This is a genomic window from Arthrobacter sp. NPDC056493 (assembly GCF_042795115.1).
Lineage (GTDB): Bacteria > Actinomycetota > Actinomycetes > Actinomycetales > Micrococcaceae > Arthrobacter.
The window spans coordinates 103,611-127,447 of the sequence record NZ_JBHTSL010000010.1 but is presented as its reverse complement, the minus strand read 5'-3'; the positions used below and the strand labels follow the sequence as shown (position 1 = coordinate 127,447).

The following is a 23,837-nucleotide window of genomic DNA, read 5'->3' as shown; positions in this document are numbered from 1 at the left end:
GAGGTCCTGCAATGCTGCGCGGCTACCGTCCTGTGGTGAAGCTCCAGGAAAGACCGCTGAGCGGGTTCCCGCCGGCATCCTTGATGCTGGTGGAAATGGTGGCCGTGTACCGCGTGTTGGCCGCCAGGGTCACATTCGGGTTCAGCGTTGCCACCCGGGTGGAGGCGTTGTAGCTGACGGCGTAGCTCACCAGGGCGCCGGTGGCGGCGTTCCGGAGGGCGAATGTTCCGTTGGCGACGCCGGTCACATTCTCGCTGATGGTCGCGGTGACGTTGGCGGTGCGGCTGACGGCCGTTGCATTCGTGCCCGGGGACTTGGCGGTCACCACCGGCCGCGGTCCCGTGGTGAACGCCCAGGAGTTGGCCGCGATCGGGTTGCCGGCCATGTCCGTGATGCCCGCCGTCAGCGTTGCGGTGTGTTTCCGGTCAGCCGCCAGCGTCGCATTCGGGTTCAGGGTGGCAACCCGGGTGGTGGCATTCCACGTGACCGGAGCCGCGACGAGCGCACCTGCCGAGTTCTTCAGGGTGAAGGACGCCGTTCCCAGTCCCGCGATCGCCTCGTTGAAGGTTGCCGTGACGTTGGCTGTCTGGCTGGCCATCATTGAGTTGACGGCCGGGCCCTTGGCGGTAACCACGGGTCCCACGGTGTCCACCGTGATGGCGAGGGACCCGGTGGACCGTGTCTCGACGCCGCCCGGGCTGACTTCCCCTGCCGTCACGGTGTGCCGGCCGTTGGCCAGCGGCCGGTTGGACGTGATGGAGTAGCTGCCGTTCGCTGCCACTGACGCCGAGCCGCTGGCCACACCGTCAATGTAGAGGTTGACGCTCGCTGCGTCCGGCAATGCGGTTGCACCTGCGAAGGCGGGGGTGGTGCTGCGCGTGATGTTGTCCGTGTTGAACCGGCCCGTGTCGGTCGCGGCCGTCAGGTCAGGCGTGCTCGGCCCCTTGGCCAGCGGCGCCGTGCACGGGGCCGCCGGCCCGCCGATCGCCGCGTACTCGAAAATCGTGACTTCATTGCCGGTCGCGGCGTTGCGTCCCAGCCACATGCCCCGGCTTTCGGAGGTGGTCGGTGATGACGCGCGGTCTGCGTCGGACACGCCGTCGGCGCCAACCCCGGCGAGACCCGTCCAGGTGGCTGTCCAGGTGGTGAGGCCCGGCCCGTCGTAAACAACGACGCCGTCTTCGCCCGAACCCGGGGCACCGGCACGCAGCGTGCGCCGCCCGTTGAGCGCAAACGACTGGTTGCCTGCCACCACCCTGGCTTCCAGCTGGTCCGCCGGAAGCTGCCCGCCGCCGGGTGCAGCAGCGGTGCCCTTCATGACTACGGTGCTGGCGTTGATCTTGGTGGCCGGCTGCGTGACGGTGACGTTGCCTACGAACGTCTGGTCGCCGACGTCGGGCGCTGTCAGAACACGGATCACGTCACCCGAGCGGATGTCCGGAGTGGTGCCTTCCCAGCATCCTCCGCCGGGATGGTTGACTTCCACGATGCCGGCCACGGGCACCAGGTTGGACGCCGTGCCGATGACCGCGCCGCCGCGAAGCACCTGGATCGTGGGACGGTCGCCGGCAGCGTATCCTTCGGCGGAGACCATGTCCCGTTCCGGGAAAACGGTGATGATGTGCGTTCCCGGGTCACTGATGACGGCAAAAGCCGGAACCGCAGCGGTAGGAACGGCCAGCGCCAGCAGCGCGCCGGCCGTGACGGCTGCTGCCAGGCGTGGACGAATTCTTGCAGGTTTCATGGAAAGCTCCCCTCAAAGGCCCCAGACTTCACCCGGCTGAGACCCAGCGGGGTGATCCTCTTCAGGTCCATGATCTGAAGAGAATGCCAGTATCTGGACGCCACCCTGCGGAAACCTTTAATAAAACCCTATGAAACCCCTCAACAAGGCCGACACACGGCCGGCCGGCGCCGGGAAACGCCGGCCGGCCCGCTCCGCGCTACGCCTCTACGAGGTCCTCGTCCAGCTCCTCAAACTCGACGGCGGCCACGATTTCCTTGGTCTCCGGGTTGAGCATGAAGGCCTCGTCATCGTCCTCGATCATGAGGAAGTCGCCGTGGTCGGTGCTGAAGCGCCAGGCGAGCACCGTTTCACCGTTGTGGTCGTAGTTCGGGTCGCCCATGGTGATTTTCTGCAGCTCGTATCCGGCGATGTCGCACAGCTCGCGGATGATCACCTCGAATTCCGGGGCGTTCTCCAGAGCCTCTTCCTCGGCCTCGGCGCGCCGCTCTTCGAGGTCCGGCAGCGCCGCCACGCGCTTGGCGATGTGCGCGGTGATCTCGTCGTCGTTCAGGACCAGCAGACCCTCCTGACCGCGCAGCCACGCCGCGTTGAGTGCCACGATGTCCTCCGTTTCGAGGAGCGATTCGAATTCGGCGTCGAGGTCCTCCATGGCCTGCACTCGTTCGGGCAGCTCGCTGTCCTCCCCTGCGTCGGCCGCGCCGTCCAGGTAGATATCCGCTTCCTCCTCGGACAGGGAGTCGAACGCCTCCACGGTGCGGTCGAAGAGGTCAACGTGCCCGGCGGCGCCCATGCCTTCCAGGCCCTCGCGGATGTAAGCGTCGAGCTCCTCACGGTCCGGGGCGGTGAACACATACTGCGCAAAGCCGCCGCCGAGGGACTGAGTCAGATAAAAGTCCACGAAATAGCTGCGCAGGGCGCTGGGCGCGATTTCACCCGAACCGAGGAGCTCCTGGTACATGGCGTTCACCACGGCAACGTTGGAATCGACGGTCTCTGCGTCATTGGCACTGTCGCCGCCCGCGGCGCCTTCGACGGTCAGGACAACGGGGTATTCGCTGGAAGTCATGGGAAATCCTTACTGCAGAAAGCCGGTGATGCTCAGGACTCTCCCAACGTACGCGCCGCTGCGCGCCCGCAGGTTTAGGGCGAAATGAACGTCAGGCGAAGTTTGCGCCGCATCACCCGTGGGGACAACCGCAGGACAAAACAGCAGGGAACGACGGCGGGCGGCGGCAAATTTGAGGGCCCCTCCCGCCCGACTAAGATGGATCAGATAACCTGCAGATTTTCGACCTGCCGAAAGTAGCGCGCACCCATGCCTTCCCAACCGGACGACAGTGCGGCACTGGCAATCCAGACCCCCGCGATCAACGACCGCTCCCTTGCGGCCGGGCTCGCCTATGCCATGGGCGGCCGTGTCGCCGGGATCTCGTTCGACGCCGCCACCGGCCTGATGCTCGGCAGGGTCCGGGGCGGCTCCGAAGTGCCGTACTCCACCACGGCCAAGCTGGTCCGGAAGGGCGGCGGCTGGAGCTGCACGGTGGGGGTCTGCAGCTGCCCGGTCCGCAAGGACTGCAAGCATGTGGCCGCGCTCCTGTTCGCGGCCGAAGACAATGCGGCCGTGCGGGTGCAGCTCCTGTCCCCCGCGGACGTCTCGAGGGTGTCGCGGGAAAAGTCGGTGCCGGCACTCTCGGACTGGGAGCAGGCGCTCAGCCCCCTGATTTCGCAGGCCGGCCCTGCCCAGCAAAGCGGCGGCACGCCCCTGGCCCTGCAGTTCGAGGTGGAGGAACCGGCCCCGCACTTCTCCTACACAGGCCGCCGGGATCCGCTCCGGAGCGTCCGCCAGCTCAAGGCCCGCCCTGTCATCATGGGCGCCAAGGGCAAATGGATCCGCGGCGACGTCTCGTGGAACACCCTGAGCTACCTGAGCTTCAAACGCGAGTGCAACCAGGCCCACGTGGAGTGGATGCAGACCTTCCTCGCGGCGCACACCGCCGGCGCCAGCCGTGCGTACTCGTCGTCGTCGTCCCTCTGGCTGGGGCTGAACACCTTCGCCGGAAAGAACCTGTGGGGCCTGCTGGAGGAAGCCCGGCAGCTCGGCGTCGCCCTGGTGCACAGCCGCGGCCAGGAGCCCGTGAACGTGGCGGCGGAGCCTGCGGCGGTGGGCCTGAACCTGGGCCGCTACGGAAGCGGCACCCAGGACGGGGGCCTGGAGCTCGCGTCCACCATCACGGTCGACGGCACCGAGGTTGATCCGGCGTCGGTGGGCACCATCGGCCGCCCGGCGCACGGTATTTTCCTCACGTCCAGCGGGGACTCGCTGCCGGGCGTCGCCGCGGACGAGACCATCACGCTTGCCCCGCTGGAGAGCGGACTGAGCGAGGAGCTGCTGGCCTTCGTCACGGCGGGCAACACGCTGCACATCCCAAAACGGGATGAAGGCCGCTTCCTGACCGGGTTCTACCCCAAGCTCAAGCAGACCGCGCGCGTGACGGCGGCGGACGAGTCCGTCGAGCTGCCCGAGCTCGCCATCCCGACACTGTCGCTGCTGGCCAACTACGGCACCGACCACCGCGTGCGCCTGCACTGGGAGTGGCACTACAAGTCCGGCACCATCGTCACCGCGCAGCCGCTCTGGCGCCACCCCGGCGACCATGGCTACCGTGACGATCCGGCCGAGGCCCGGATCCTGGAGGCCGTGGGCCAGCCGTGGGACGTGGTGCCCAAGCTGGGCGAGTCGGCCAGCGGCGGCTGGGGCACGCCGCGGCTCGCGGCCACCGCGGAGCTGAGCGGGCTGGACACCCTGGCTTTCACGGAGGAGGTGCTCCCCCGGCTGCGGAACACGCCCGGCGTCGACGTGGACACCTCCGGCGACATCGCGGACTACCGGGAGGCCGAGGAAGCCCCCGTGGTGGCCATCTCCACGAAAGCCACCGACCAGCGCGACTGGTTCGACCTCGGCATCGTGATCACCCTCGAGGGCCAGCCGGTTTCCTTCGCTGCCCTGTTCTCCGCCCTCGCCGCCGGGCAGACGCGCATGCTGCTGCCCAGCGGCGCGTATTTCTCCCTCGACCTGCCGGAGCTGCACCAGCTGCGGGCGCTGATCGATGAGGCCCGCTCGCTTCAGGACAACCCCGGCGACAAGGACGCCCCGCTGCAGATCAGCCGCTTCCAGGCCGGCCTGTGGGATGAACTTGCCCAGCTGGGGATCGTGGACGAGCAGGCGTCCGCCTGGCGCGCGGCGGTGGGCGGGCTGCTGGCGGACGGCGTCCAGGGCCTGCCGCTCCCGGCCACCCTCAACGCGGAGCTGCGCCCGTACCAGCTGGAGGGCTACAACTGGCTGAGCTTCCTGTACCGCCACAGCCTCGGCGGCGTGCTCGCGGACGACATGGGCCTGGGAAAGACTGTCCAGGCGCTGGCCCTGATGTGCGCAGCCAAGGAACACGCCGCAACTTCCGCGGACGTTACGGAAGGGGACGCAAAGACACCGGGCGCGGCAACAGCGGACCCCAAATCAGGGAACGACGGCGGGACGCCCTTTTTGGTGGTGGCCCCCACCAGCGTCGTGGGCAACTGGGAGGCCGAGGCCGCCCGGTTCGCGCCCGGCCTGACCGTCCGCGCCGTGGGCGAGACGTTCGCCAAGAGCGGCGCCGATCCCGCCGGGGCCATGGCCGGGGCGGACATTGTCATCACGTCCTACGCGCTGTTCAGGATCGACTACGAGTCCTATGCGGGACAGCGCTGGGCCGGGCTGGTGCTGGACGAGGCCCAGTTCGTGAAGAACCACCAGTCCAAGGCCTACCAGTGCGCCCGCAAGCTTCCGGCCGCGTTCAAGCTTGCCATCACGGGCACGCCGCTGGAGAACAACCTCATGGAGTTCTGGGCCCTGACCTCCATCGTGGCGCCGGGGCTGTTCGCGAGCCCTTCACGGTTCGCCGAGTACTACCAGAAGCCGGTGGAGAAGAACGGTGACAGGGGGCAACTGGACAAGCTCCGCCGTCGGGTCCGTCCGCTGATGATGCGCCGCACCAAGGAGCAGGTCATCAAGGACCTGCCGCCCAAGCAGGAACAGATCCTGGAGGTGGTGCTCAACCCGCGCCACCAGAAGGTCTACCAGACCCACCTGCAGCGCGAGCGGCAGAAGATCCTGGGCCTCATCGAGGACGTGAACAAGAACCGCTTCACCATTTTCCAGTCGCTGACTCTGCTGCGCCAGCTCAGCCTGGACGCAACGCTCGTGGATGAGTCCCTGTCCGGCGTGCGGTCCAGCAAGCTGGACGTGCTGTTCGAGCAGCTGGAGGACCTCGTGGCCGAGGGCCACCGCGCCCTCATTTTCAGCCAGTTCACCGGCTTCCTGGGCAAGGTCCGCGAGCGCCTCACCGAAGAGAACATTGAGTTTTGCTATCTCGACGGCGGCACCCGGAACCGTTCCGACGTCGTCAATGAGTTCAAGAACGGCACGGCGCCGGTGTTCCTGATCAGCCTCAAGGCCGGCGGGTTCGGCCTCAACCTCACCGAGGCCGATTACGTGTTCCTGCTCGACCCGTGGTGGAACCCGGCTTCAGAGGCGCAGGCGGTGGACCGGACGCACCGCATCGGCCAGGCCAGGAACGTCATGGTGTACCGGCTGGTGGCCAAGGACACCATCGAGGAAAAGGTCATGGCGCTGAAGGCCAAGAAGTCCCAGCTGTTCGCCGACGTGATGGAAGGGGACGCCCTCTCGGGCGGCGCGCTCACGGCCGAGGACCTGGCGGGGCTCTTCAACGACTGACGGGTTCGCGGCTGACGCAGCCATCGCTGCGGCCGGGGCGGGCCGAAGCCCGAGGGCGGTCCGCCTGCTGAGCCACCGCGTCAGGGCCTTGCCTTTGCCCTTCCACCAGCTGTCCTCGTCGGTGTCGGTGCGCCATCGGTAGATCAGCACCACCAGTACGAACATCCCGGCTGGGACGTTGGGCCAGACGCCGGCGGCAGCGTCGAGAAGCGCCCTGACCGCGGTGGCCAGGATCGCCGGCGGGGCCAGGGTGCGAAAGACAGTGTTGGCCAGGTACCGCCGGTGGGAGCGCGGCACGGACAGCAGCCGGACCATGTCCGAACAGGCACACACCACCACGAGGGCCTGCCCGAGCGTCAGCAGGATGGACCCCGGCAGGGACCCGGCGAACTGTACGGCTGACGCCAGTCCGGAACTCATGGCCTGCTCCCGTCCATGCCATCTCCTCCGTCGCTTGTGCTGTCTCCTGAACTGCTGCCTGTGCTCTTCCCCGTACCCCGATGAGTGTCAGACCATTCAACGGCGCCCGGCCAGGTAAGTCACGGGGGGTGACTACCCGTCTTTGCCGCGCGCAGCACTCGCGACTACGCAGCACGGCCCCGCGGCGGCCGCGCACCCGCCGCGGCAGTGACGCTTGACACATTCGCCGGCCCCATGGGAAGGTTGCAACATCAGATGGTCAGACCAACTAACCATCATCCACAACAGCCGCTACGAGGAAGTAGTACATGAACCTCTATTCGCTCCTGCAAAAGAGAACCGCAACCCAGGGCCCCATCCGGGTCGGCGTCATCGGTGCGGGCAAGTTCGCCTCGATGTTCCTCACCCAGGCCCTCAACTCCGAGGGCATCCACGTCGTAGGCGTTGCCGATATCGATGTCCCCAAGGCCAGGGGCGCACTGCAGCGGACCGGCTGGCCGACCGAGCGCTATGCTGCCGGCAGCTTTGCCGAGGCACTGCGCAACGGCACCACCTTCGTGACCGACAGCTCCGCAGACCTGATCCAGCAGCCGCAGGTCGAGGTCATCCTCGAGGTGACGGGCAACCCCATCGTCGGCACCGCACACGCCGTGCAGAGCATCGACAACGGCAAGCACATCATCATGGTCAACGTCGAGGCCGACTGCATGGTGGGCCCGCTTCTCCAGCGGCGCGCCGAGGCCGCCGGCGTCGTCTACTCCATGGCATACGGCGACCAGCCCGCCCTGATCTGCGAAATGGTCGACTGGTGCCGCACGGTGGGCTTCGATGTCGTGGCCGCCGGCAAGGGCACCAAGTACCTGCCCGAATACAATTACTCCACTCCGGACACGGTCTGGAACTACTACGGTTTCACCGACGAGCAGCTCGCCAGCGGGGACTTCAACCCGAAGATGTTCAACTCGTTCCTGGACGGCACCAAGTCCGCCATCGAGATGGCCGCCGTCGCCAACGGCACCGGACTCACGCCCCAGGACGAGGGGCTCTTCTTCCCGCCGGCCGGCGTCGACGACCTTCCGAACGTCTACCGCGAAAAGTCCGTCGGAGGCATTCTGACGCGCCGCGGTACCGTGGAAATCGCCTCCAGCCTCAACCGGGACGGCACCGAGGTGGACCGCGACCTGCGCTGGGGTGTCTATGTCACGTTCGAGGCCAAGACGGACTACGCCGTGCAGTGCTTCGCGGAATACGGCGTGAAGACCGACCCCACCGGCCGCTACGGCTCGCTCTACCGGCCGTACCACATGATCGGCCTGGAGCTGGGAGTCAGCATCGCCTCCGCCGTGCTCCGCGGGGAAGCCACCGGCGCCCCCACGGGTTTCCGCGGCGACGTCGTGACCACCGCCAAGAAAGACCTCAAGGCCGGTGAAGTCCTCGACGGTGAAGGCGGCTACACCGCCTTCGGCAAGCTGGCCCCGGCGCACATCTCGCTGGAGCGCAACGCCCTGCCCCTGGGCCTGGCCCACGGCATGAAGCTCAAGCGCGACGTCCCCAAGGACCGCACCGTTTCCTGGGACGACGTCGACGCCGACGAGAGCCTGCTTGCCGTCCAGATCCGGCGCCAGCTGGAGAACGAGGCCCGCGCCGAGCTCCTGCAGCCGCAGCGGTAAGACGGTCAGGCCGAGCAACTACGATGAAAGTGCCGCGGCCCTCTGCCGCCGGCAGACAAATCAAAGAGGTGATCGGCATGAGCGCAGAAGCATGGGAACCGGTACAGCGGGTCCGTACCTACGAACAGGTCATGGCCCAGATAGAGGAACGCATCCTGGACGGCAGGCTCAAGGCCGGGGACAAGCTCCCCAGCGAGCGTGACCTGTCCGCCCTCCTGAACGTTTCCCGCCCGTCCCTGCGGGAATCGCTCAGGGTCCTTGAGGCACTGGGCATCGTCGACATCCGCCCCGGCGGGGGTGCCGACGGCGGCGCAGTCCTGGTTGACGAACCCGGATCAGGGTTCATCAACCTCCTAAAACTCCAGCTCGCGCTCGGCCAGTTCGACCACACCGAAGTACTGGAGACCAGGATCGCCCTCGAAACCTGGTGCTGCGAGGAGGCCGCCCAGCGGGCGACCGAGGAGGACCTGGCGGAACTGGAGCAGATCCTGGACCAGATGGAGGACCCGGAGATCTCCACCGCCGAGTTCAACCGGCTGGATGCTGCCTTCCATGTGCGGATCGCCGAATCCACCGGCAACTCCCTCACAGCGCACCTGATGGGCTCCCTCCGGACGGCCATCAACCGCCAGATGATCGAGGCGTACGCCCGGCTGGAGAACTGGCGGGAAACGGCCAAGGTGGTCCGCAGCGAACACCGCGAAATCCTTGCCGCGATCCGCCGGAAGGAAGCCGACAAGGCCCGGCGGGCCGTGGGTGACCACATCCGCAGCTTTTACAACATTGAAAACGCCAAGGCTCTACACAAGCCCCAGTGACACCCCACCGGTGTCCACCGGGGACAGCGCCTGCGGCAACCGCAGGGGCAGGAAGCAACCTGTCCCATATCGAAGGAGATATGAACGCGATGAGTACCCTCACGCAGACGCACGCCCAGCAGGCGGAACACGGATCACCGGACAAACTGAAGGTCGCCATCGGCAGCGCCGTCGGCACGACCATTGAAAACTACGATTTCCTCGCCTACGGAACGGCGGCGGCCCTGTACTTCGGCAGCGCCTTCTTCCCTGGCCAGGATCCCCTCGCCGCCACGTTGCTCGCGTTCGCCACCCTGGCCGTGGGCTTCGCCATGCGTCCCCTCGGCGGCCTGGTCGGCGGCTACCTCGGCGACAAATACGGCCGGAAGCCTGTCCTCGTAGGTGCGCTGCTGGTGATGGGCGCGGCCACGTTCCTCATTGGCGTCCTGCCCACCTACCAGCAGGTGGGTGTCCTGGCACCGATCCTGCTCGTGGCCATCCGCATCGTCCAGGGCCTGGCCTTCGGCGCCGAATGGGGCGGGGCCATCATGATGACCTTCGAGCACGCCCCATGGCGCAAGCGCGGGCAGTACACCGGCATCCCGCAGGCAGGCGTCCCGCTCGGCCTGCTGCTGGCAAACCTCGTGTTCCTCGGCACCACGGGCTGGAACAACGAATGGTCCTGGCGGGTGCCGTTCCTGGCAAGCTCCATCCTGATCATTGCAGGCATCATCATCCGCATGAAGGTCAGCGAGTCCCCCGAGTTCGAGGAAACCAAGGCCCGCGGCGAACTCGTCAAGAACCCGCTGCTGACCGTCATCAAGGACGACTGGCGGAACATCCTCCGCGTCATCGGACTACGCCTGGCTGAATCCGGCGGCTTCTACGTCATCGTCACCTACCTGCTCTCCTACATCAGCACGAACAAGATCGTTGACCGGCAGGTGGGCCTGACCGGCCTGGTGCTCGCGGCCGCCATCGGCGTCGCCGCCACCATCCTGTGGGGCCGGCTGACGGACCGCATCGGACGCCGCAAGCTCTACCTCGCCGGCTGCGCCGGAATCATCCTGTTCGGATTCCCCATGTTCCTCATGGTCAACACCGCTGTCCCGTTCCTGATCGTGCTGGTCTACGTCGTCGGCCTGCCGGTGCTCCACGACATGCTGGCCGGGGCCCAGGGCGCCTGGTTCTCCGAACTGTTCAACGCCAACACCCGCACCTCCGGGGCCTCGATCGGCTACCAGTTCTCCGCCGCCATCTCCGGGTTCATCCCGCTGATCGCCGCAGCCACGGCAGCGGCCTGGGGCTGGAGCGGAGTGTCCATCGTCTACATCGCCTGCGGTGCCATCGGGCTCATCGCAGCGCTCGCAACCAGGGAGACCTGGAGCAGCCGCGAAAAGAACGAGGTCGATGCGCTGATCGGGTCCGGCAAGTAAGGGCCCAACAAAGAGCGATGGTCCCGGGCAGGAATTTCCTGCCCGGGACCATCTTGCCTTAAGGACCAGCGTGCTTGTGCCTCAGGTGCCGTCAGGCCGGGGACAGTTCCTCGGCCCGCGGCAGCGGATCCAGGTGGCTGATGCCGGTGGCCGTGACCTGCAGGACCCGGGCCGTGGCGATGTCATAGAACAGGCCCGTCACGTGGACCTCACCGCTCCGGGCGGCGTCCTGCAGGCTGGCGTGCTGCTGCAGCCGCTCGAGCTGGACGGCAACGTTGACCATGGCCAGCTGGTCCACCGCGCCGTACCCGGCCTGCTCCGCGGCGACCTGGACGGGGTGTCCGGCCTGGAACGCTTCCAGGCTCGGCCGGCCGTGGTCCAGCCAGGAGTCGACCGGGCAACGATCCACCCCGCCTGCCGGGCTCTTGCCCTCTGGCTTCCGGTCCGGGGCCGGGCCGGCGAGCAGCGCGGTCATGGCACCGCAGCCGGAGTGGCCGCAGACCACCACTGAGGTGACGGAAAGCTCGTCGAGGGCGAACTTCAGGGATGCCTCGACCGACGGTTCCAGCCGGCCGCTCCCCACCACGTTGCCCACGTTCCGGACCGTGAACAGGTCCCCCGGGCCGCTGCTGGTGATCAGGTTGGGCACCAGCCGGGAGTCGGCGCAGGTGATGAACAGCGTGTCAGGATCCTGGAAGGTGGACAGCTCCTCGACGTGCGGACGCAGCAGGTGGGCGTGCCGGCGGTGGTAGCTGTCCACGCCGTTGAGGACCGAGCGCACCGGGGCCGGGACATGTCCGGACGCGTCGACCGCCAGCGGCGGGCTGTCCCGCTGCCAGCTCCGCCATGGCGCAAACCCGCCCCGCAGCGCCGAGCGCGATGACCCGCGTGCGGGAGTTCCCGCCTGGGCTGCGTGGAGGGTGGCGGTGCCGGTTTCCTCGATCTCGACGCTGCCGCCGTTGCTGGCGTGCCGGACGCGCCAGGCCTCCAGGGTGTCGTGGACCGGGTGGTCCAGGTAGTCGACGTCGAGCTCCACCGTGACGTGCGACGCCGGCGGCACCGCGGCCAGCACCTTGCTCAGGCGGGGAAGCGACAAAAACGTGCAGGAGCCGTCGATGACCACCCGCCACCGGCCTTCGGCTGCCGGGCCGAGAGGCTCCGCGTGGATGCTTGCACGGACCACGCGCCAGACGACCAGCAGCACGGCCAGGGCGAGCCCAATCAGGACGCCGGCCAGAAGGTTGACGAAGACCACCGTGAGCAGCGTGGCGGCATAGACGGCCAGGTCACCGGTGATGCGCGCCGTCTGGAAATCGGCCACCTTCACGAGCCTGATGCCGATCATGATGAGCAGCCCGGCCAGCACGGCCTCGGGCACCAGCTGGATGACTCCGGCCAGCAGCAGGGAAAAGACGAGAACCCAGATGCCGTGCAGGATGGCAGACTTGCGGGTCCGCCCCCCGGCCTCCACGTTGGTGGCGCTGCGGACGATCACGCCGGTGACGGGAAGCCCGCCCAGCATGCCCGACGTCACGTTGGCGGCGCCCTGGCCGAGGAGCTCGCGGTTGAAGTCAGTGCGCTCGCCGTGGTGCATCTTGTCGACGGCTACGGCGGACAGCAGCGACTCCACGCTCGCCACCAGGGCGATGGTGACGACGCCCACCGCGATGGCGGTCCACTCCCCCTGCGGCAGGTGCGGAAGGGAGAGGGCGTCCAGCAGCGAACCGTCAAAGGTGATCCGGTCGACGTCGGAATTGAACGGCAGCGACAGCAGCGTGGCGGCCACGACGGCGACGAGCGGTCCCGGCACCCGCCGGATGGCTGCCGGCATGTACTTCCACCCGATGAGCAGTGCGATCACCACAGCACCCAGGAAGGCGGCCTGGGGGTCGACGGCGGCCAGGCTGTCCGGCAGCGCCATGATGTTCTGCAGCGCGGCTTCGCCCGCTTCGGCGCCGAGCATCACGTGCAGCTGCTGCAGGACGATGATGATGCCGATCCCGGCAAGCATGGCGTGCACGACGACGGGTGCGATGGCGAGGGCTACGCGTCCCACCCTGGCCATGCCCAGCAGCACCTGCAGGACGCCGGCCGCCACGGTGATGGCGCAGGTGACGGGCCAGCCGAACTGCTCAATGAGGCCGGCGACGATGACTGTCAGGCCCGCAGCCGGGCCGCTCACCTGCAGCGGCGCACCGCCCAGGCTGCCGGCCACGATGCCGCCGACCGCAGCCGCGATCAATCCGGCCATGACCGGCGCGCCCGACGCCGCGGCAATGCCGAGCGACAGCGGAACGGCAACGAGGAACACCACGAGGGAAGCCGGAAGGTCCCAGCGGAGGCCGGATGTCAGGCGTGCCAGGACTGGTATCCGGCTCCTGCCGGGGTGGATGGGGTCTGGATCCGTGGCGGCTGGCGAGGGCATATAAGTCCTTAGCTCGTTCGAAGGGTCCTTATCCACGCTATTGACGCCCCGATAGAGGCCGCAAGGGTACCCGCCCGTGAGAAGAAACACGAGGTCAGACCGGACATAATGCGAAAACTCGTGCACTAATCCATTCGTTTGCATAAAACCTCCGCCGCCTCGCGGTCCGGTGTTCCCCATGGCACAGGGGCTCGCCGCCGGCCAGGAAAAACGGCCGCCGTTCAAGTCACATGGCCCGGGCCGCGGGTGACCGCGCGTTCACCCGAAAAATAAAGTCCGACGGCGGATCCCCGGCCGTGGGCGGCGGTGCCCGGTTCGGCTGATGAAGGTCTGTTAAACAGCAGTGGATCCATCCCCGCGGGATGGATCCAGTGCTGTTTTGGGCCAGTGCCGGCTAAAGGCGCTGAGCGGCTGACGGCCTTAGCGCTTGACGGCGTCCAGCTTCAGCATCTTGGCGATGACGTGGTCGAGCTCGGAGTCGTCGAAGATCTTCTTCCAGTCGTCCTTGATGATGGTGTTCTTGCCGTACTGGATGGCAATTTCGCAGGCCTCGGAGAACGGGTTGGAGCCGCGCAGGGCGTTGGTGAGGGCGATCTGCACGTGGCCGAACAGCATGGCCTTGGCCGCTTCCTCGGGCACGCCGGCGGTGTGGACGGTCTCGTGCAGCGCCTCGTTGAGCAGGGTGCCGATCATGCAGGCCACGGTCTCCACAAGGGTGGGCTCGAGGATGGCGAGCTGCTTCACGGTGACCCAGTGGACGTCGATCACGGGGGCGTAGATGACGCGGATGGTGGCCTCGGCGGCCGCCTTGGTGTCCGCGGAAGCGTCCTCGTCGATCGCGGCGACAACGTTCTGCGGGGCGCCCTCGCCGCCGAAGGTGTCCGCCCATTCTTCCTTGGTGGTGCGCTCCAGGAACACGGACGGGTGGCAGGGGTGGGCCACGGCCTGGACGACGTCGTCGCGCTTGGCCAGCAGGCCGGCGTAGGCGGCAGCCGGGTCCAGGGTGAGCAGGATGGCGCCGGACTTCATCTGCGGGACGACGCCTTCGGACACGATGCCCAGGACGGTGTCCGGAACGGCGAGGATTACGACGTCCGCGCCCTTGACGGCCTCGTCGGTGGCGGTGATTTCACGGCCTTCGGCGCGGACGCGGTCCTGGCCTGCGGGTGAGTTCTCGGAGTAGAACACGGTGTGGCCGGACTTCTGGAGGTTACGGGAAACGCGCATCCCCATCTTGCCTCCGGCTCCGATAACGGCGACGGTCAACTGTTCTGCAGACATTTCATTTGCTCCTTAGGAAATCGAGGCTTTGCTGGGTCCACTGGTTTTCGAGGCGGATGGTTTCGTCCTCGGAGTCCTGCCACGGCAGCCAGTGTTCGACGATCTGGTTAATATTTCTTTCTTTGGGCTGGAACTTCCGGGCCATGTAGTCATAGTCCAGAAGGCCTTCCCCGAGCGGCGCGCCGGAGTATGTAAACCCGACCCACCCCTCCTTGCGGCTGAACGCAAAGTCTTTGATGTGCATGTTCAAAACATGGGGCGCGACGGCGTCAATCACCTCACGCGGCGACTCCAGGGCCGCCACGGTATTGGCCGGGTCGCTGCACACGCCCAGGTACAGGCTGCCGACGCGCTCCACGACCTCCAGGATCCGGGACGTGGGGACCTGCTCATACGTCTCGATGGCGATTTTCACTCCGGCTGCCTTGAACTCTGGCAGGACCGCGGTGAAGATCTCCACCGCCTCGTCCGCTGTCGGGGTGTGGCCCGGGACGTTGAACATGGTCCGCAGCAGCGGCGCGCCCAGGATCCTGGCGATACGCAGGAACTTCCGCAGGTGCTCGGCCCGGATGCCCTTGGTGCCCAGCTCGAGGCTGATCCCGAGCGAGTCGGCGGTGGCCCGCACAGCCTGCAGTTCGTCGTCGCCCATGGCTTCCAGCGGCGCGTAGTCGCAGATCTGGAACAGGTCCACGCCCAGTGCCGCGGTCCGCTCCAGCGCCTCGTGGATGCTCAGCGGACGGGAAACCCGGTCCGAGAGCTGCCAGAAGAAGGCGTAGCTGCTCAGGCCAATCCTTGAGCCCGATCCGATCCGGCTCATACTGCCACCTCGAGCAGCCCCAGGCGCTCCGCGGCCTCATCCAGGATGTCCCGCACCGCTGACGGGTTGTGGGCGAAGCGGCCCAGGAACAGGCCGGCGACGGCGGGGCCCAGCTGGCTGATGAGGCCGGGGCCGGCGCTGCCGCCGTAAATGACCCGGCTGCATTCCTGGCCCGGGCGGCTGCGCAGGTGGGCGTCCAGTCCGGTGATGACCTCGCTGATGAACTCGGGCGACGCCGGTTCGGCTGCGCCGATGGCCCACTGCGGCTCGTAGGCCACGATGGTGCGTCCGGTGCTGCCGAGGCTTCCGGCACGGTTCAGGACGCCGTCGAGTTCGCGGATGCAGTGCTTGATGGCGTCTGCAGCGGTGCCGCGCTCGGGTTCGCCCACGCACAGCACCGGGGTGAGGCCGTTGCGGTAGGCCGCAGCGGTCTTCAGCCCGATCACGTCGTCATCCTCGCCGAAGATGCGGCGCCGCTCAGCGTGGCCTACCTCGGCGTACCGGCCACCGGTTTCGGCCACCATCTTGCCGCTGACCTCGCCGGTGAAGGCGCCTTCGTCCTCCCAGAAGATGTCCTGGGCGCCGGCTGCGGCCCCGGCGGCGGACAGGATCCGCGCGCACTCGGGCAGCACCGGGTGGGCCGGCAGGGCGAACAGTTCAATGTCGCCGCTGCGGACGGCCGGGTGGGCCGAAGCGACCTCGGCCACGTCCCGGCACCAGTCCAGGGTTCGCTCGTAGCCGAAGTACATCTTCAGGCTGACGCCGATGATCGCCCGCGGCTGAGTCAGGCCGGCAGCGTGGGGTGCGGCGGGATTAGCAGGAAGTGACACCTTCATAGTCCTTAATCAGGGTGACCTTCTCGGCGGAGGCCGAGGACTCGTCAAAGGTGTACGTCAGCCATTCCCTGGCGAGCCGGCGGGCGAGTTCCAGGCCGACGACGCGCTGGCCGAAGGTCAGCACCTGGGCGTTGTTGCTCAGGACCGAGCGCTCAACGGAGAAGCTGTCGTGCGCGGTGACGGCGCGGATGCCGGGGACCTTGTTCGCCGCGATCGCCACGCCCAGGCCCGTGCCGCACACCAGCAGGGCCCGGTCGGCCTTGCCGGCGGCGATGAGTTCGGCGGCGGCGATGGCCACGGACGGGTAGGGGGTATGGCTGGTGGCGTCCACCCCGACGTCCTGCACGGACTCAACCAGGTCACTGGCTTCCAGGTCCGCCTTCAGGGCTTCCTTGTACTCGAATCCGGCGTCGTCGGAACCGACGACCAGGCGCAGTTTGGCGCTCATGCGTTCTCCTTAGTGGTGGTTGCCGCAGCTTTCGCCTCGGCGAAGGTGTTGTGGATGGCGCGGACGATCAGCGCCATGGATACGGCGCCGGCGTCCGGGGTGCCCAGGCTCTTCTCGGCGTGCGGGCGTGCCCGGCCCATGAGGGGCAGCAGGTTGGCGGTTTCCTCGGCGGCCCGCTGCGCCACGGTGGCCGCCTCACCCCACGCGTCGGTGAGGGACTGGCCGGAGCCGGCGCCGGCGGACAGGGCGTCGCGGAACGGCACCAGCACGTCCACGAGGGTCTTGTCGCCCACCTTGGCCTTGCCGAACCCCATGATCGCGGCCGCCGCGCCGTTTACCCCGGTGGCGACAGCGCCGGCGTCGGGCGCGTTGCTGTCCCCGACCGCATCCCCGACTGCCCGCAGGGCCATGCCCCAGAGCGCACCGGAAGTGCCGCCGGCCCGGTCGGCCCAGGCGTCGGCGGCCAGGTGCAAGGTGGTGGCCGCACCGGCACCGCGTTCGACGGCGTCCGTTGCGGCCTCGACCGCTGCCCGGACACCGCGCTCCATGCCGATGCCGTGGTCACCGTCGCCGGCAATCGCATCGATGCGGCCCAGTTCCTCGACGTTGGCGTCAATGACATCCTTGGCGGCGCCGAGGGCGGCCAGGACGCGGACGGCAGCCGCGCGCGACTCATCCGTGGCTTCCGGGATCGCCACGGTTTCTGCCGCTTCGGCGGACAGTTCGTCCGCGGACAGTTCGTCGGCGCTCAGGGCAGCGGCCGTGACGGCGCCGCGGCGGAAGGCCGGGGCGTCAGCGGGGGCGTTCCAGAGGGTTTCGAGTTCCTCGTCCAGCCAGAACAGGGTCAGCGAGGTGCCGGCCATGTCGAAGCTGGTGACCAGCTCGCCGACCTGCGGGTCAACGGCTACCAGACCGGCCTCGGCGAGGAGCTGGGCGACGCGGCGGTAGACCACGAACAGTTCCTCGTACTTCACGCTGCCCAGGCCGTTGAGGATCGGGACCACGCGGGCGCCTTGCGCGGAAAGGCCGTCCGGGACCTCGGTGAGCAGCTTGCCCACCAGCAGCTCGGCGAGCTCATCCGCCGTCGGGATGTCCGTTTCATCGATGCCGGGTTCGCCGTGGATGCCCATGCCCACGGCCATCCGCCCCTCGGGGACGGTGAACAGCGGGTTCTCGGCCCCGGGGAGGGTGCAGCCGGTGAACGCGACGCCGAAGGAGCGCGTGCGGTCGTTGGCGCGTTCGGCGATTTCCACCGCGCGGTCCATGCCGTAGCCGGCCTCGGCGGCGGCGGCCGCGACCTTGAAGACCGTCAGGTCGCCGGCGATGCCGCGCCGCTTGGCGCGCTCCTCCAGCGGGGCGGAGGAGACGTCGTCGGTGACGGCGATGCTGCGGCAGTCGATGCCCTCGGCGCGGAGCTTGTCCTGGGCCTGGGTGAAGTGCAGGACGTCGCCGGCGTAGTTGCCATAGCCCAGCAGGACGCCGGCGCCGTTGTTGGCGGCTTTGGCCACGCTGTAGACCTGCTGCGCGGAGGGCGATGCGAAGAGGTTTCCCATCGCGGCACCGTGGGCCAGGCCCTGGCCCACCAAGCCGGCGAACGCCGGATAGTGTCCGGAGCCGCCGCCAACCACCAGTGCCACGGTGTCCGCGGTGCTCTTCGTGCTGCGGGCCACGCCGCCGGCAACGCGCCGCACCCACCGGCCGTGCGAGGCAACAAAGCCCTCGATCATCTCATCAGCGAACGCTGCGGGTTCATTGAACAAGCGGGTCATGCGGAACTCCTGGACCTATCAGTGGAAATCTCGGGTGGGGCTGGCGGGGCGGTGGGGACTGGTGCCGGGGGTGACCCAACTGACTGGCAGTTGTTGTCGTTATGGGCGCTCAAAACGACAACTAGTGCGAGTCAGTTGGGTAAGCCCGCGGTCAGGGCTCGGAGTGGTGTCCAGCGCCGGTGGGGTCCAGCGCCTCGGCGGCGATGCCCTCGCTGACCTTGCCGGAGCGGCTCAGTGCCACCATCAGGATGCAGGACAGGAGCATGAAGCCGCCGACGACGAACATCGGCACGGTGTAGCTGCCGGTCAAGTCCTTGAGCCAGCCGGTGATGTAGCCGGCACTGAAGCCCGCCAGGTTGCCCATGGTGTTGATCAGGGCGATGCCGGCCGCGGCTGCAGCACCGGTGAGGAACTGGGTGGGAACGGTCCAGAAGTTGGGCAGTGCCGCGAAGATGGACATGGCCGTGATGGTGATGACGGCGATGGTGGCTGCCGGGGAGCCGGCGAACAGGGCCAGCGGGATGCTGAGGCCGCCCACCAGGGCAGGAACCGCGATGTGCCAGGTCTTGACGCCACGCTTGGTGGCGTCCTTGGACCAGAAGTACAGGGCGAAGGCTGCCGGCAGGTACGGGATCGCGGTGATGAGCCCCTTCTGGAAGACATCGAACTTGGCGCCGTAGAGGCCTTCGAAGCCGGCAATGATGGTGGGCAGGAAGAACCCGAGGGCGTAGAGGCCGTAGATGAAACCGAAGTAGATCGCGGACAGGACCCAAACACGGCCGTTGCCGAAGACGGTGCGGACGCTGACGTGCTTGTTGCTGGCGACGGTTTCGTTCTTTTCCTTCTCCAGGGCGCCGGTCAGCCAGGTCTTTTCTTCAGTGGTGAGCCACTTGGCCTTTGCCGGGGAGTCTGCTAGGTAGAACCAGGCGATGACACCGATGATGATCGCGGGGACCGCAACGCCAAAGAACATGACGCGCCAGCCGGCGAGGCCGAAGAGGCCGTGCTGCTGGATGAGGAGGCCGGCCAGCGGGGCACCGATGACGGTGGTCAGCGGCTGGGCCAGGTAGAACAGGGCCAGGATCTTGCTGCGGTGCCGGGCCGGAACCCAGAGGCTCAGGAAGAGGATGGCGCCGGGGAAGAAGCCGGCCTCGGCCACACCGAGGATGAAGCGCAGGATGTAGAGCTGCTCAACGTTGCCCACCCAGGTGAACAGGAGGGAGACGATGCCCCAGCTGACCATGATGCGGGCCAGCCAGCGCCGGGCGCCGAACTTGTGCAGCGCCAGGTTGCTGGGGACCTCGAGCAGTATGTAGCCGATGAAGAAGACGCCGGAGGCGAAGCCGAACTGCGCCGCGCCGAGGGCCAGGTCCGTGTTCATGCCGTTGGGGCCGGCAAAGGAGATGGCCGTGCGGTCAAGGTAGTTGATGAAGAACATCAAAGCAACGAACGGCACCAGCCGGATTGCGACTTTCCTGATTGCAGATCTTTCGACCACCGATTGTGTGGTGTCCACATTGACTCCTAGATGTTGGTATCCCCGGCCGCGTCCTGCTCTGGATGCTTGGGGGGTGTCTCAATGCCGTCCGCCGGAAGGAGACCGGCATTGGCTACGCGTTGTGAGATCAACCATACGACCAAAGGGGCAAATTGGTCAACCGGTTGACGAATTTCTCTTCCTTCCTCGCTGCGGCCCGAAAATTGGTCAGCCGGTTGCTACCCTTTGAAGATGTCCGAAAACTCCGCAGCCGCTACGGCCAAGATCAGCGCCGCCCTTGGCCCCATGGAACAGGGATCGGTGGTGTCCGAGGTTGCCGAGCGCCTGCTGGCCTACTTCACCAGCGGAGACATAGCGGCCGGCACCAGGCTTCCGGCCGAACGCACCCTCGCGGCATCCCTCGGCGTGGGCCGGTCGGCTGTCCGCGAAGCTTTGGCGGCCCTGGAGATCCTGGGCATCGTGATCGTGCGGCCGGGCTCCGGCACCTATCTGCGGGACGGCGTCTCGGAACTGCTCCCCCGGACCCTGAGCTGGGGCCTGATGCTGGGCGCCCCGCGCACCCGCGAGCTGGTGGAGCTCAGAAGCGGGCTCGAGGTGCAGGCCGCGCAGCTGGCCGCTGAACGCATCGACGATGCTGCGCTGGGCCGCATGCGCGACAACCTGCAGACCATGGAAGACAACCTCGAGGACCTGGCCGCGTTCGTCGAGGCGGACGCCGCATTCCACCGCGAGATCGCTGTCAGCTCGGGCAACCAGGTTCTCCGCGAGCTACTGCAAAGCATCCGCTCGCTGCTTCGCATCTGGGTGGACCGGGCCCTGACCGACGAAGGCCATGCCGCCGCCGCGCTGAAGGAACACCGCGAAATCTTCACCGCGCTGGAAGCCCATGATCCCGCCGCCGTCACGGCAACCATGCGTTCCCACATGCAGACTGCCACGCGGCGCCTGCTCGCAGGGTTCGACGCCGCCCAGTAAGGGGGACGGGCCGCCCCGTTTGGGGGTGCCCGCCGTCAGGATTCTCGAAGGACGCCGCGGAAGCCTGTGTCCATGGTCAATGCCGAGAGCGAGCCGGCGGGCTCCCGCGTCAGCGAGGCCCTGATGATGCTCGACATGGAGCAGCGCGACGTCCTGATGGCCCTGCATTACGGCCGGCTCACGGTTGCCGAGGTGGCAACGCAGTTCGACATTTCCCCCGCGCTGGTCAGCCACCGGGCACTCGCCGCCCTGAGGACCCTCCGCCGCCTGCTTGACCAGGGCGCGCAGGCACCGTAGCACAGGCATTCGGTCCCTTGACATGCCGGTCCAGCGGGCCTACAACGTGGCATAGCAGGGCGCAGCATCTGCGTTCCAAGGCCTTCATTCCCGAAGCAGGAATACCCACAACAGGAGGTTAAGATGCCAGGTCCAATCCGCAAGAATTTCGACTCCCCCGAGGAGACCCGGCCGTTTGAGGACGGCAAGGGCCAGCTCCAACTTGTGAACGTGGAAGGCGGCGCCGTCGGCCGGGCCACGTTCGAGGCGGGCTGGCGGTGGTCTGAGCACGTGAAACCGATCGCGAAAACGGACAGTTGCCAGGCTGCCCACATGGGCTACTTCATCTCCGGCCGGATGAAGGTGGTCATGGATGACGGCGAGGAGATTGAGTACGGCCCCGGCGATTTCGGCATCATCCCGCCCGGACATGATGCCTGGACGGTTGGCGATGAAGCCTGTGTAGTGATCGACTGGCAGGGGTTTGCTGACTACGCGAAGAGGTGAGCAGCACCGTTTCGGTTAGGCGGCGCTGTTTGGGTTAGGCGGCGCCGGGCGTGACATCATACGGAACATGGCCCAGAAAATTGCGTTCCAGGGTGAGCCCGGCGCCAACTCAGATATTGCCTGCAAGCAGATGTTCCCCCAGCTGGAGAGTGTTCCCTGCGCCAGCTTCGAGGACGCCTTCGAGCTGGTGTCCAGCGGCGAGACGGATCTGGCCATGATCCCGATCGAAAACTCCATTGCGGGCCGGGTGGCGGACATCCACCTGCTGCTGCCGCACTCGGGCCTGCAGATCGTGGGCGAGTTCTTCCTGCCCATCCACTTCGACCTGCTCGGCATCCCCGGCAGCACCATCGAAGGGGCCACCGAGGTCCACAGCCACATTCACGCCCTGGGCCAGTGCCGGAAGCTGATCCGCGAGGCGGGGCTCAAACCCGTGATCGCCGGCGATACCGCCGGCTCCGCCCGCGAGGTGCGCGAGTGGAACGATCCCACCAAGCTGTCCCTCGCGCCGCCGCTGGCCGCCGAGCTCTATGGCCTTGAGGTCCTGGCATCAGCGGTCGAGGACGACCCCTCCAACACCACCCGCTTTGTGGTCCTGGCCCGGGAGACGGAACTTCCGGCCCGGGAAGCCCTGCCCGGACCGGCAGTCACCAGTTTCGTGTTCCGTGTGCGGAACGTCCCCTCCGCGCTCTACAAGGCCCTGGGCGGCTTCGCCACGAACGGCGTGAATATGACCCGGCTGGAAAGCTATATGGTGGGCAACGAGTTTGCCGCGACCATGTTCATGGTCGATGTCGAGGGGCACCCCGAGGACCTGTCGCTGAAGCTTGCCCTGGAGGAACTCGACTTCTTCACCACCGAGGTGTGGATTCTTGGCGTCTACCCGGGCGCCGAACACAGAACACAGCGGGCCGCCGGCTAACCCGCAGTTTTGCCCCGCGGCCTGTTCCGGACCTTCAGGACCTCCCGGACCAGGAGCCCTGCCAGCAGGGCCCAGAACGCCGCCCCGATGCCCATGAAGCTCAGCCCCGATGCGGCCACGAGGAAGGTCACCACGGCTCCCGTCCGTTCGCCCGGCTCTGCCAGCGCCGACGCGGCAGACCCGGCGATTGTGCCCAGCAGGGCGAGCCCGGCGACGGCTTCCAGCACCCCCGGCGGGGCCGCGGCCACCACGGCGGCGAGCCCCGCGGAGAAGGCGCCCAGAAGCAGGTAAGCCAGCCCTGACACGAAGCCGGCCACCCAGCGCCGGCCGCGGTCCGCGCCTGCTTCCTCCCCGGCAGCCAGTGCGGCACTGAGCGCGGCAAGGTTGATGGCGTGGCCGCCGAACGGCGCCGCCAGCAGCGTGCCGGCACAGGTGACCAACATGGCGGACCGCCACGGCGTCCGGTAACCGAAGGACCCCAGCACCGCCACTCCGGGAACATTCTGGGATGCCATGGTGACGATGTACAGCGGCAGGGCGATCCCCGCCACTGCTCCCAGCGACCAGGCAGGAGTTGTCCACTGCATCGCCGGCAGCAGGCCGTCCGCCGGCACTGCCCGTCCTTCGACCACCAGCTGGACAACGATGCCGGCGAGTGCCATGGCCAGAGCGCCGGGCACAGACCAACGGGGCGCGAACCGGAACAGCACCAGCCAGCAGAGCAGGACCGGAACCACCAGCAACGGAGCGGTCTGCAGCGCCTTCACCGGTGCAAGGCACAACGGCAGCAGAACTCCCGCCAGCATGGCGTGGGCCAGAGGTGTCGGGATGCTGCTGATGAGTTTGCCCAGGGGCCGGGCCAGCCCCGTCACAGCGATGAGAACCCCTGTCACCAGGAAGGCGCCGACGGCGGCCGGCCACCCGCCGTCGGGCACTCCGGCGACGGCCAGCAGGGCCGCACCCGGTGTTGACCAGGCCAGGGTCACCGGAAGCCGGCTCTGCCGGGCAAGGATCACGACGCCGATGCCCACCGCCAGGCAGAGGGCCAGGAGACCGCTCGATGCCTGCTGCGGGTTCGCCCCTACTGCGCGGAGTCCGGAGAGGACCACGGCGAAGGTCGAAGTGAAGCCAACAAGCGCCGTCACAATTCCAGCCATGACCGGCCTCACCAGCCCCTCGGAGACCGGGGCAGCGGGGTCGCGGGATATTCGGGGGGATGACAGCGGCACGTGAGAGTACGTT

18 protein-coding genes are annotated in these 23,837 nt (G+C 67.5%); 8 read left to right on the top strand and 10 right to left on the bottom strand.

The annotated features are described in order from the left end of the window. Positions 1-22 precede the first annotated feature (22 nt). Together ACFQ50_RS06935 and ACFQ50_RS06930 are read right to left on the bottom strand one after the other, a co-directional pair. Complete coding sequence (locus tag ACFQ50_RS06935; RefSeq protein ID WP_377994792.1) at positions 23-1,744, bottom strand: Ig-like domain-containing protein; 1,722 nt, start codon at positions 1,742-1,744, stop codon at positions 23-25. A gap of 199 nt (positions 1,745-1,943) precedes the next feature. Beyond that, positions 1,944-2,813: a hypothetical protein gene (locus ACFQ50_RS06930; protein WP_377994791.1), complete on the bottom strand. Its 870-nt coding sequence runs from the start codon at positions 2,811-2,813 to the stop codon at positions 1,944-1,946. Positions 2,814-3,062: 249 nt separating this feature from the next. Here ACFQ50_RS06930 and ACFQ50_RS06925 point away from each other — a divergent pair, with 249 nt between their 5' ends. From ACFQ50_RS06925 to ACFQ50_RS06910, 4 genes are all read left to right on the top strand, one after another. Then, positions 3,063-6,518, top strand: coding sequence for an SNF2-related protein (locus ACFQ50_RS06925; protein ID WP_377994790.1), 3,456 nt, complete (start codon positions 3,063-3,065; stop codon positions 6,516-6,518). A 728-nt stretch (positions 6,519-7,246) separates the two neighbouring features. Further along, complete coding sequence (locus ACFQ50_RS06920; RefSeq protein WP_377994789.1) at positions 7,247-8,608, top strand: NAD(P)H-dependent oxidoreductase; 1,362 nt, start codon at positions 7,247-7,249, stop codon at positions 8,606-8,608. A gap of 77 nt (positions 8,609-8,685) precedes the next feature. Then, complete coding sequence (locus tag ACFQ50_RS06915) at positions 8,686-9,426, top strand: FadR/GntR family transcriptional regulator (protein WP_377994788.1); 741 nt, start codon at positions 8,686-8,688, stop codon at positions 9,424-9,426. Positions 9,427-9,515: 89 nt separating this feature from the next. Next, on the top strand, positions 9,516-10,841 hold the full coding sequence (locus ACFQ50_RS06910; RefSeq protein WP_377994787.1) for an MFS transporter: 1,326 nt from the start codon (positions 9,516-9,518) through the stop codon (positions 10,839-10,841). A 91-nt stretch (positions 10,842-10,932) separates the two neighbouring features. On the opposite strand, the gene ACFQ50_RS06905 is transcribed toward ACFQ50_RS06910, so the two are convergent. The 7 genes from ACFQ50_RS06905 to ACFQ50_RS06875 all read right to left on the bottom strand — a co-directional run bounded on the left by ACFQ50_RS06905 (position 10,933) and on the right by ACFQ50_RS06875 (position 19,933). Further along, positions 10,933-13,266 carry a SulP family inorganic anion transporter gene (locus ACFQ50_RS06905; RefSeq protein ID WP_377994786.1) on the bottom strand — a complete coding sequence of 778 codons (2,334 nt, stop codon included), beginning with the start codon at positions 13,264-13,266 and terminating at the stop codon, positions 10,933-10,935. Between the two features lie 420 nt (positions 13,267-13,686). Further along, a complete protein-coding gene (locus ACFQ50_RS06900; protein ID WP_377994785.1) occupies positions 13,687-14,547 on the bottom strand; it encodes a phosphogluconate dehydrogenase C-terminal domain-containing protein in 861 nt (286 codons plus the stop codon). Position 14,548: 1 nt separating this feature from the next. Beyond that, positions 14,549-15,364, bottom strand: a complete 816-nt coding sequence (locus tag ACFQ50_RS06895) for a sugar phosphate isomerase/epimerase family protein (protein ID WP_377994784.1) — start codon at positions 15,362-15,364, stop codon at positions 14,549-14,551. Further along, on the bottom strand, positions 15,361-16,194 hold the full coding sequence (locus ACFQ50_RS06890) for a triose-phosphate isomerase family protein (RefSeq protein ID WP_377994783.1): 834 nt from the start codon (positions 16,192-16,194) through the stop codon (positions 15,361-15,363). The genes ACFQ50_RS06895 and ACFQ50_RS06890 overlap by 4 nt, the downstream gene beginning before the upstream one ends. Then, positions 16,178-16,648 (bottom strand): ribose-5-phosphate isomerase, encoded by a 471-nt coding sequence (locus ACFQ50_RS06885; RefSeq protein WP_377994782.1) that lies wholly within the window; start codon positions 16,646-16,648, stop codon positions 16,178-16,180. Before ACFQ50_RS06885 ends, ACFQ50_RS06890 begins: the two co-directional genes overlap by 17 nt. Next, the gene (locus ACFQ50_RS06880) at positions 16,645-18,417 is read right to left on the bottom strand and encodes a dihydroxyacetone kinase family protein (protein WP_377994781.1); all 1,773 of its coding nucleotides are present in this window, start codon (positions 18,415-18,417) and stop codon (positions 16,645-16,647) included. The genes ACFQ50_RS06885 and ACFQ50_RS06880 overlap by 4 nt, the downstream gene beginning before the upstream one ends. A gap of 151 nt (positions 18,418-18,568) precedes the next feature. Next, positions 18,569-19,933 carry an MFS transporter gene (locus ACFQ50_RS06875; RefSeq protein ID WP_377994780.1) on the bottom strand — a complete coding sequence of 455 codons (1,365 nt, stop codon included), beginning with the start codon at positions 19,931-19,933 and terminating at the stop codon, positions 18,569-18,571. A gap of 213 nt (positions 19,934-20,146) precedes the next feature. Here ACFQ50_RS06875 and ACFQ50_RS06870 point away from each other — a divergent pair, with 213 nt between their 5' ends. From ACFQ50_RS06870 to ACFQ50_RS06855, 4 genes are all read left to right on the top strand, one after another. Then, positions 20,147-20,890, top strand: coding sequence for a FadR/GntR family transcriptional regulator (locus ACFQ50_RS06870; RefSeq protein ID WP_377994779.1), 744 nt, complete (start codon positions 20,147-20,149; stop codon positions 20,888-20,890). 72 nt (positions 20,891-20,962) lie between these two features. Continuing rightward, entirely contained in the window at positions 20,963-21,187 is a 225-nt protein-coding gene (locus tag ACFQ50_RS06865) for a sigma factor-like helix-turn-helix DNA-binding protein (RefSeq protein ID WP_377994778.1), read from the top strand. A gap of 123 nt (positions 21,188-21,310) precedes the next feature. Beyond that, positions 21,311-21,673, top strand: coding sequence for a cupin domain-containing protein (locus ACFQ50_RS06860; RefSeq protein WP_377994777.1), 363 nt, complete (start codon positions 21,311-21,313; stop codon positions 21,671-21,673). Between the two features lie 67 nt (positions 21,674-21,740). Then, positions 21,741-22,595, top strand: a complete 855-nt coding sequence (locus ACFQ50_RS06855; protein ID WP_377994776.1) for a prephenate dehydratase — start codon at positions 21,741-21,743, stop codon at positions 22,593-22,595. On the opposite strand, the gene ACFQ50_RS06850 is transcribed toward ACFQ50_RS06855, so the two are convergent. Continuing rightward, positions 22,592-23,752, bottom strand: coding sequence for a benzoate/H(+) symporter BenE family transporter (locus ACFQ50_RS06850; protein ID WP_377994775.1), 1,161 nt, complete (start codon positions 23,750-23,752; stop codon positions 22,592-22,594). The genes ACFQ50_RS06855 and ACFQ50_RS06850 overlap by 4 nt on opposite strands. Positions 23,753-23,837: the final 85 nt, after the last annotated feature.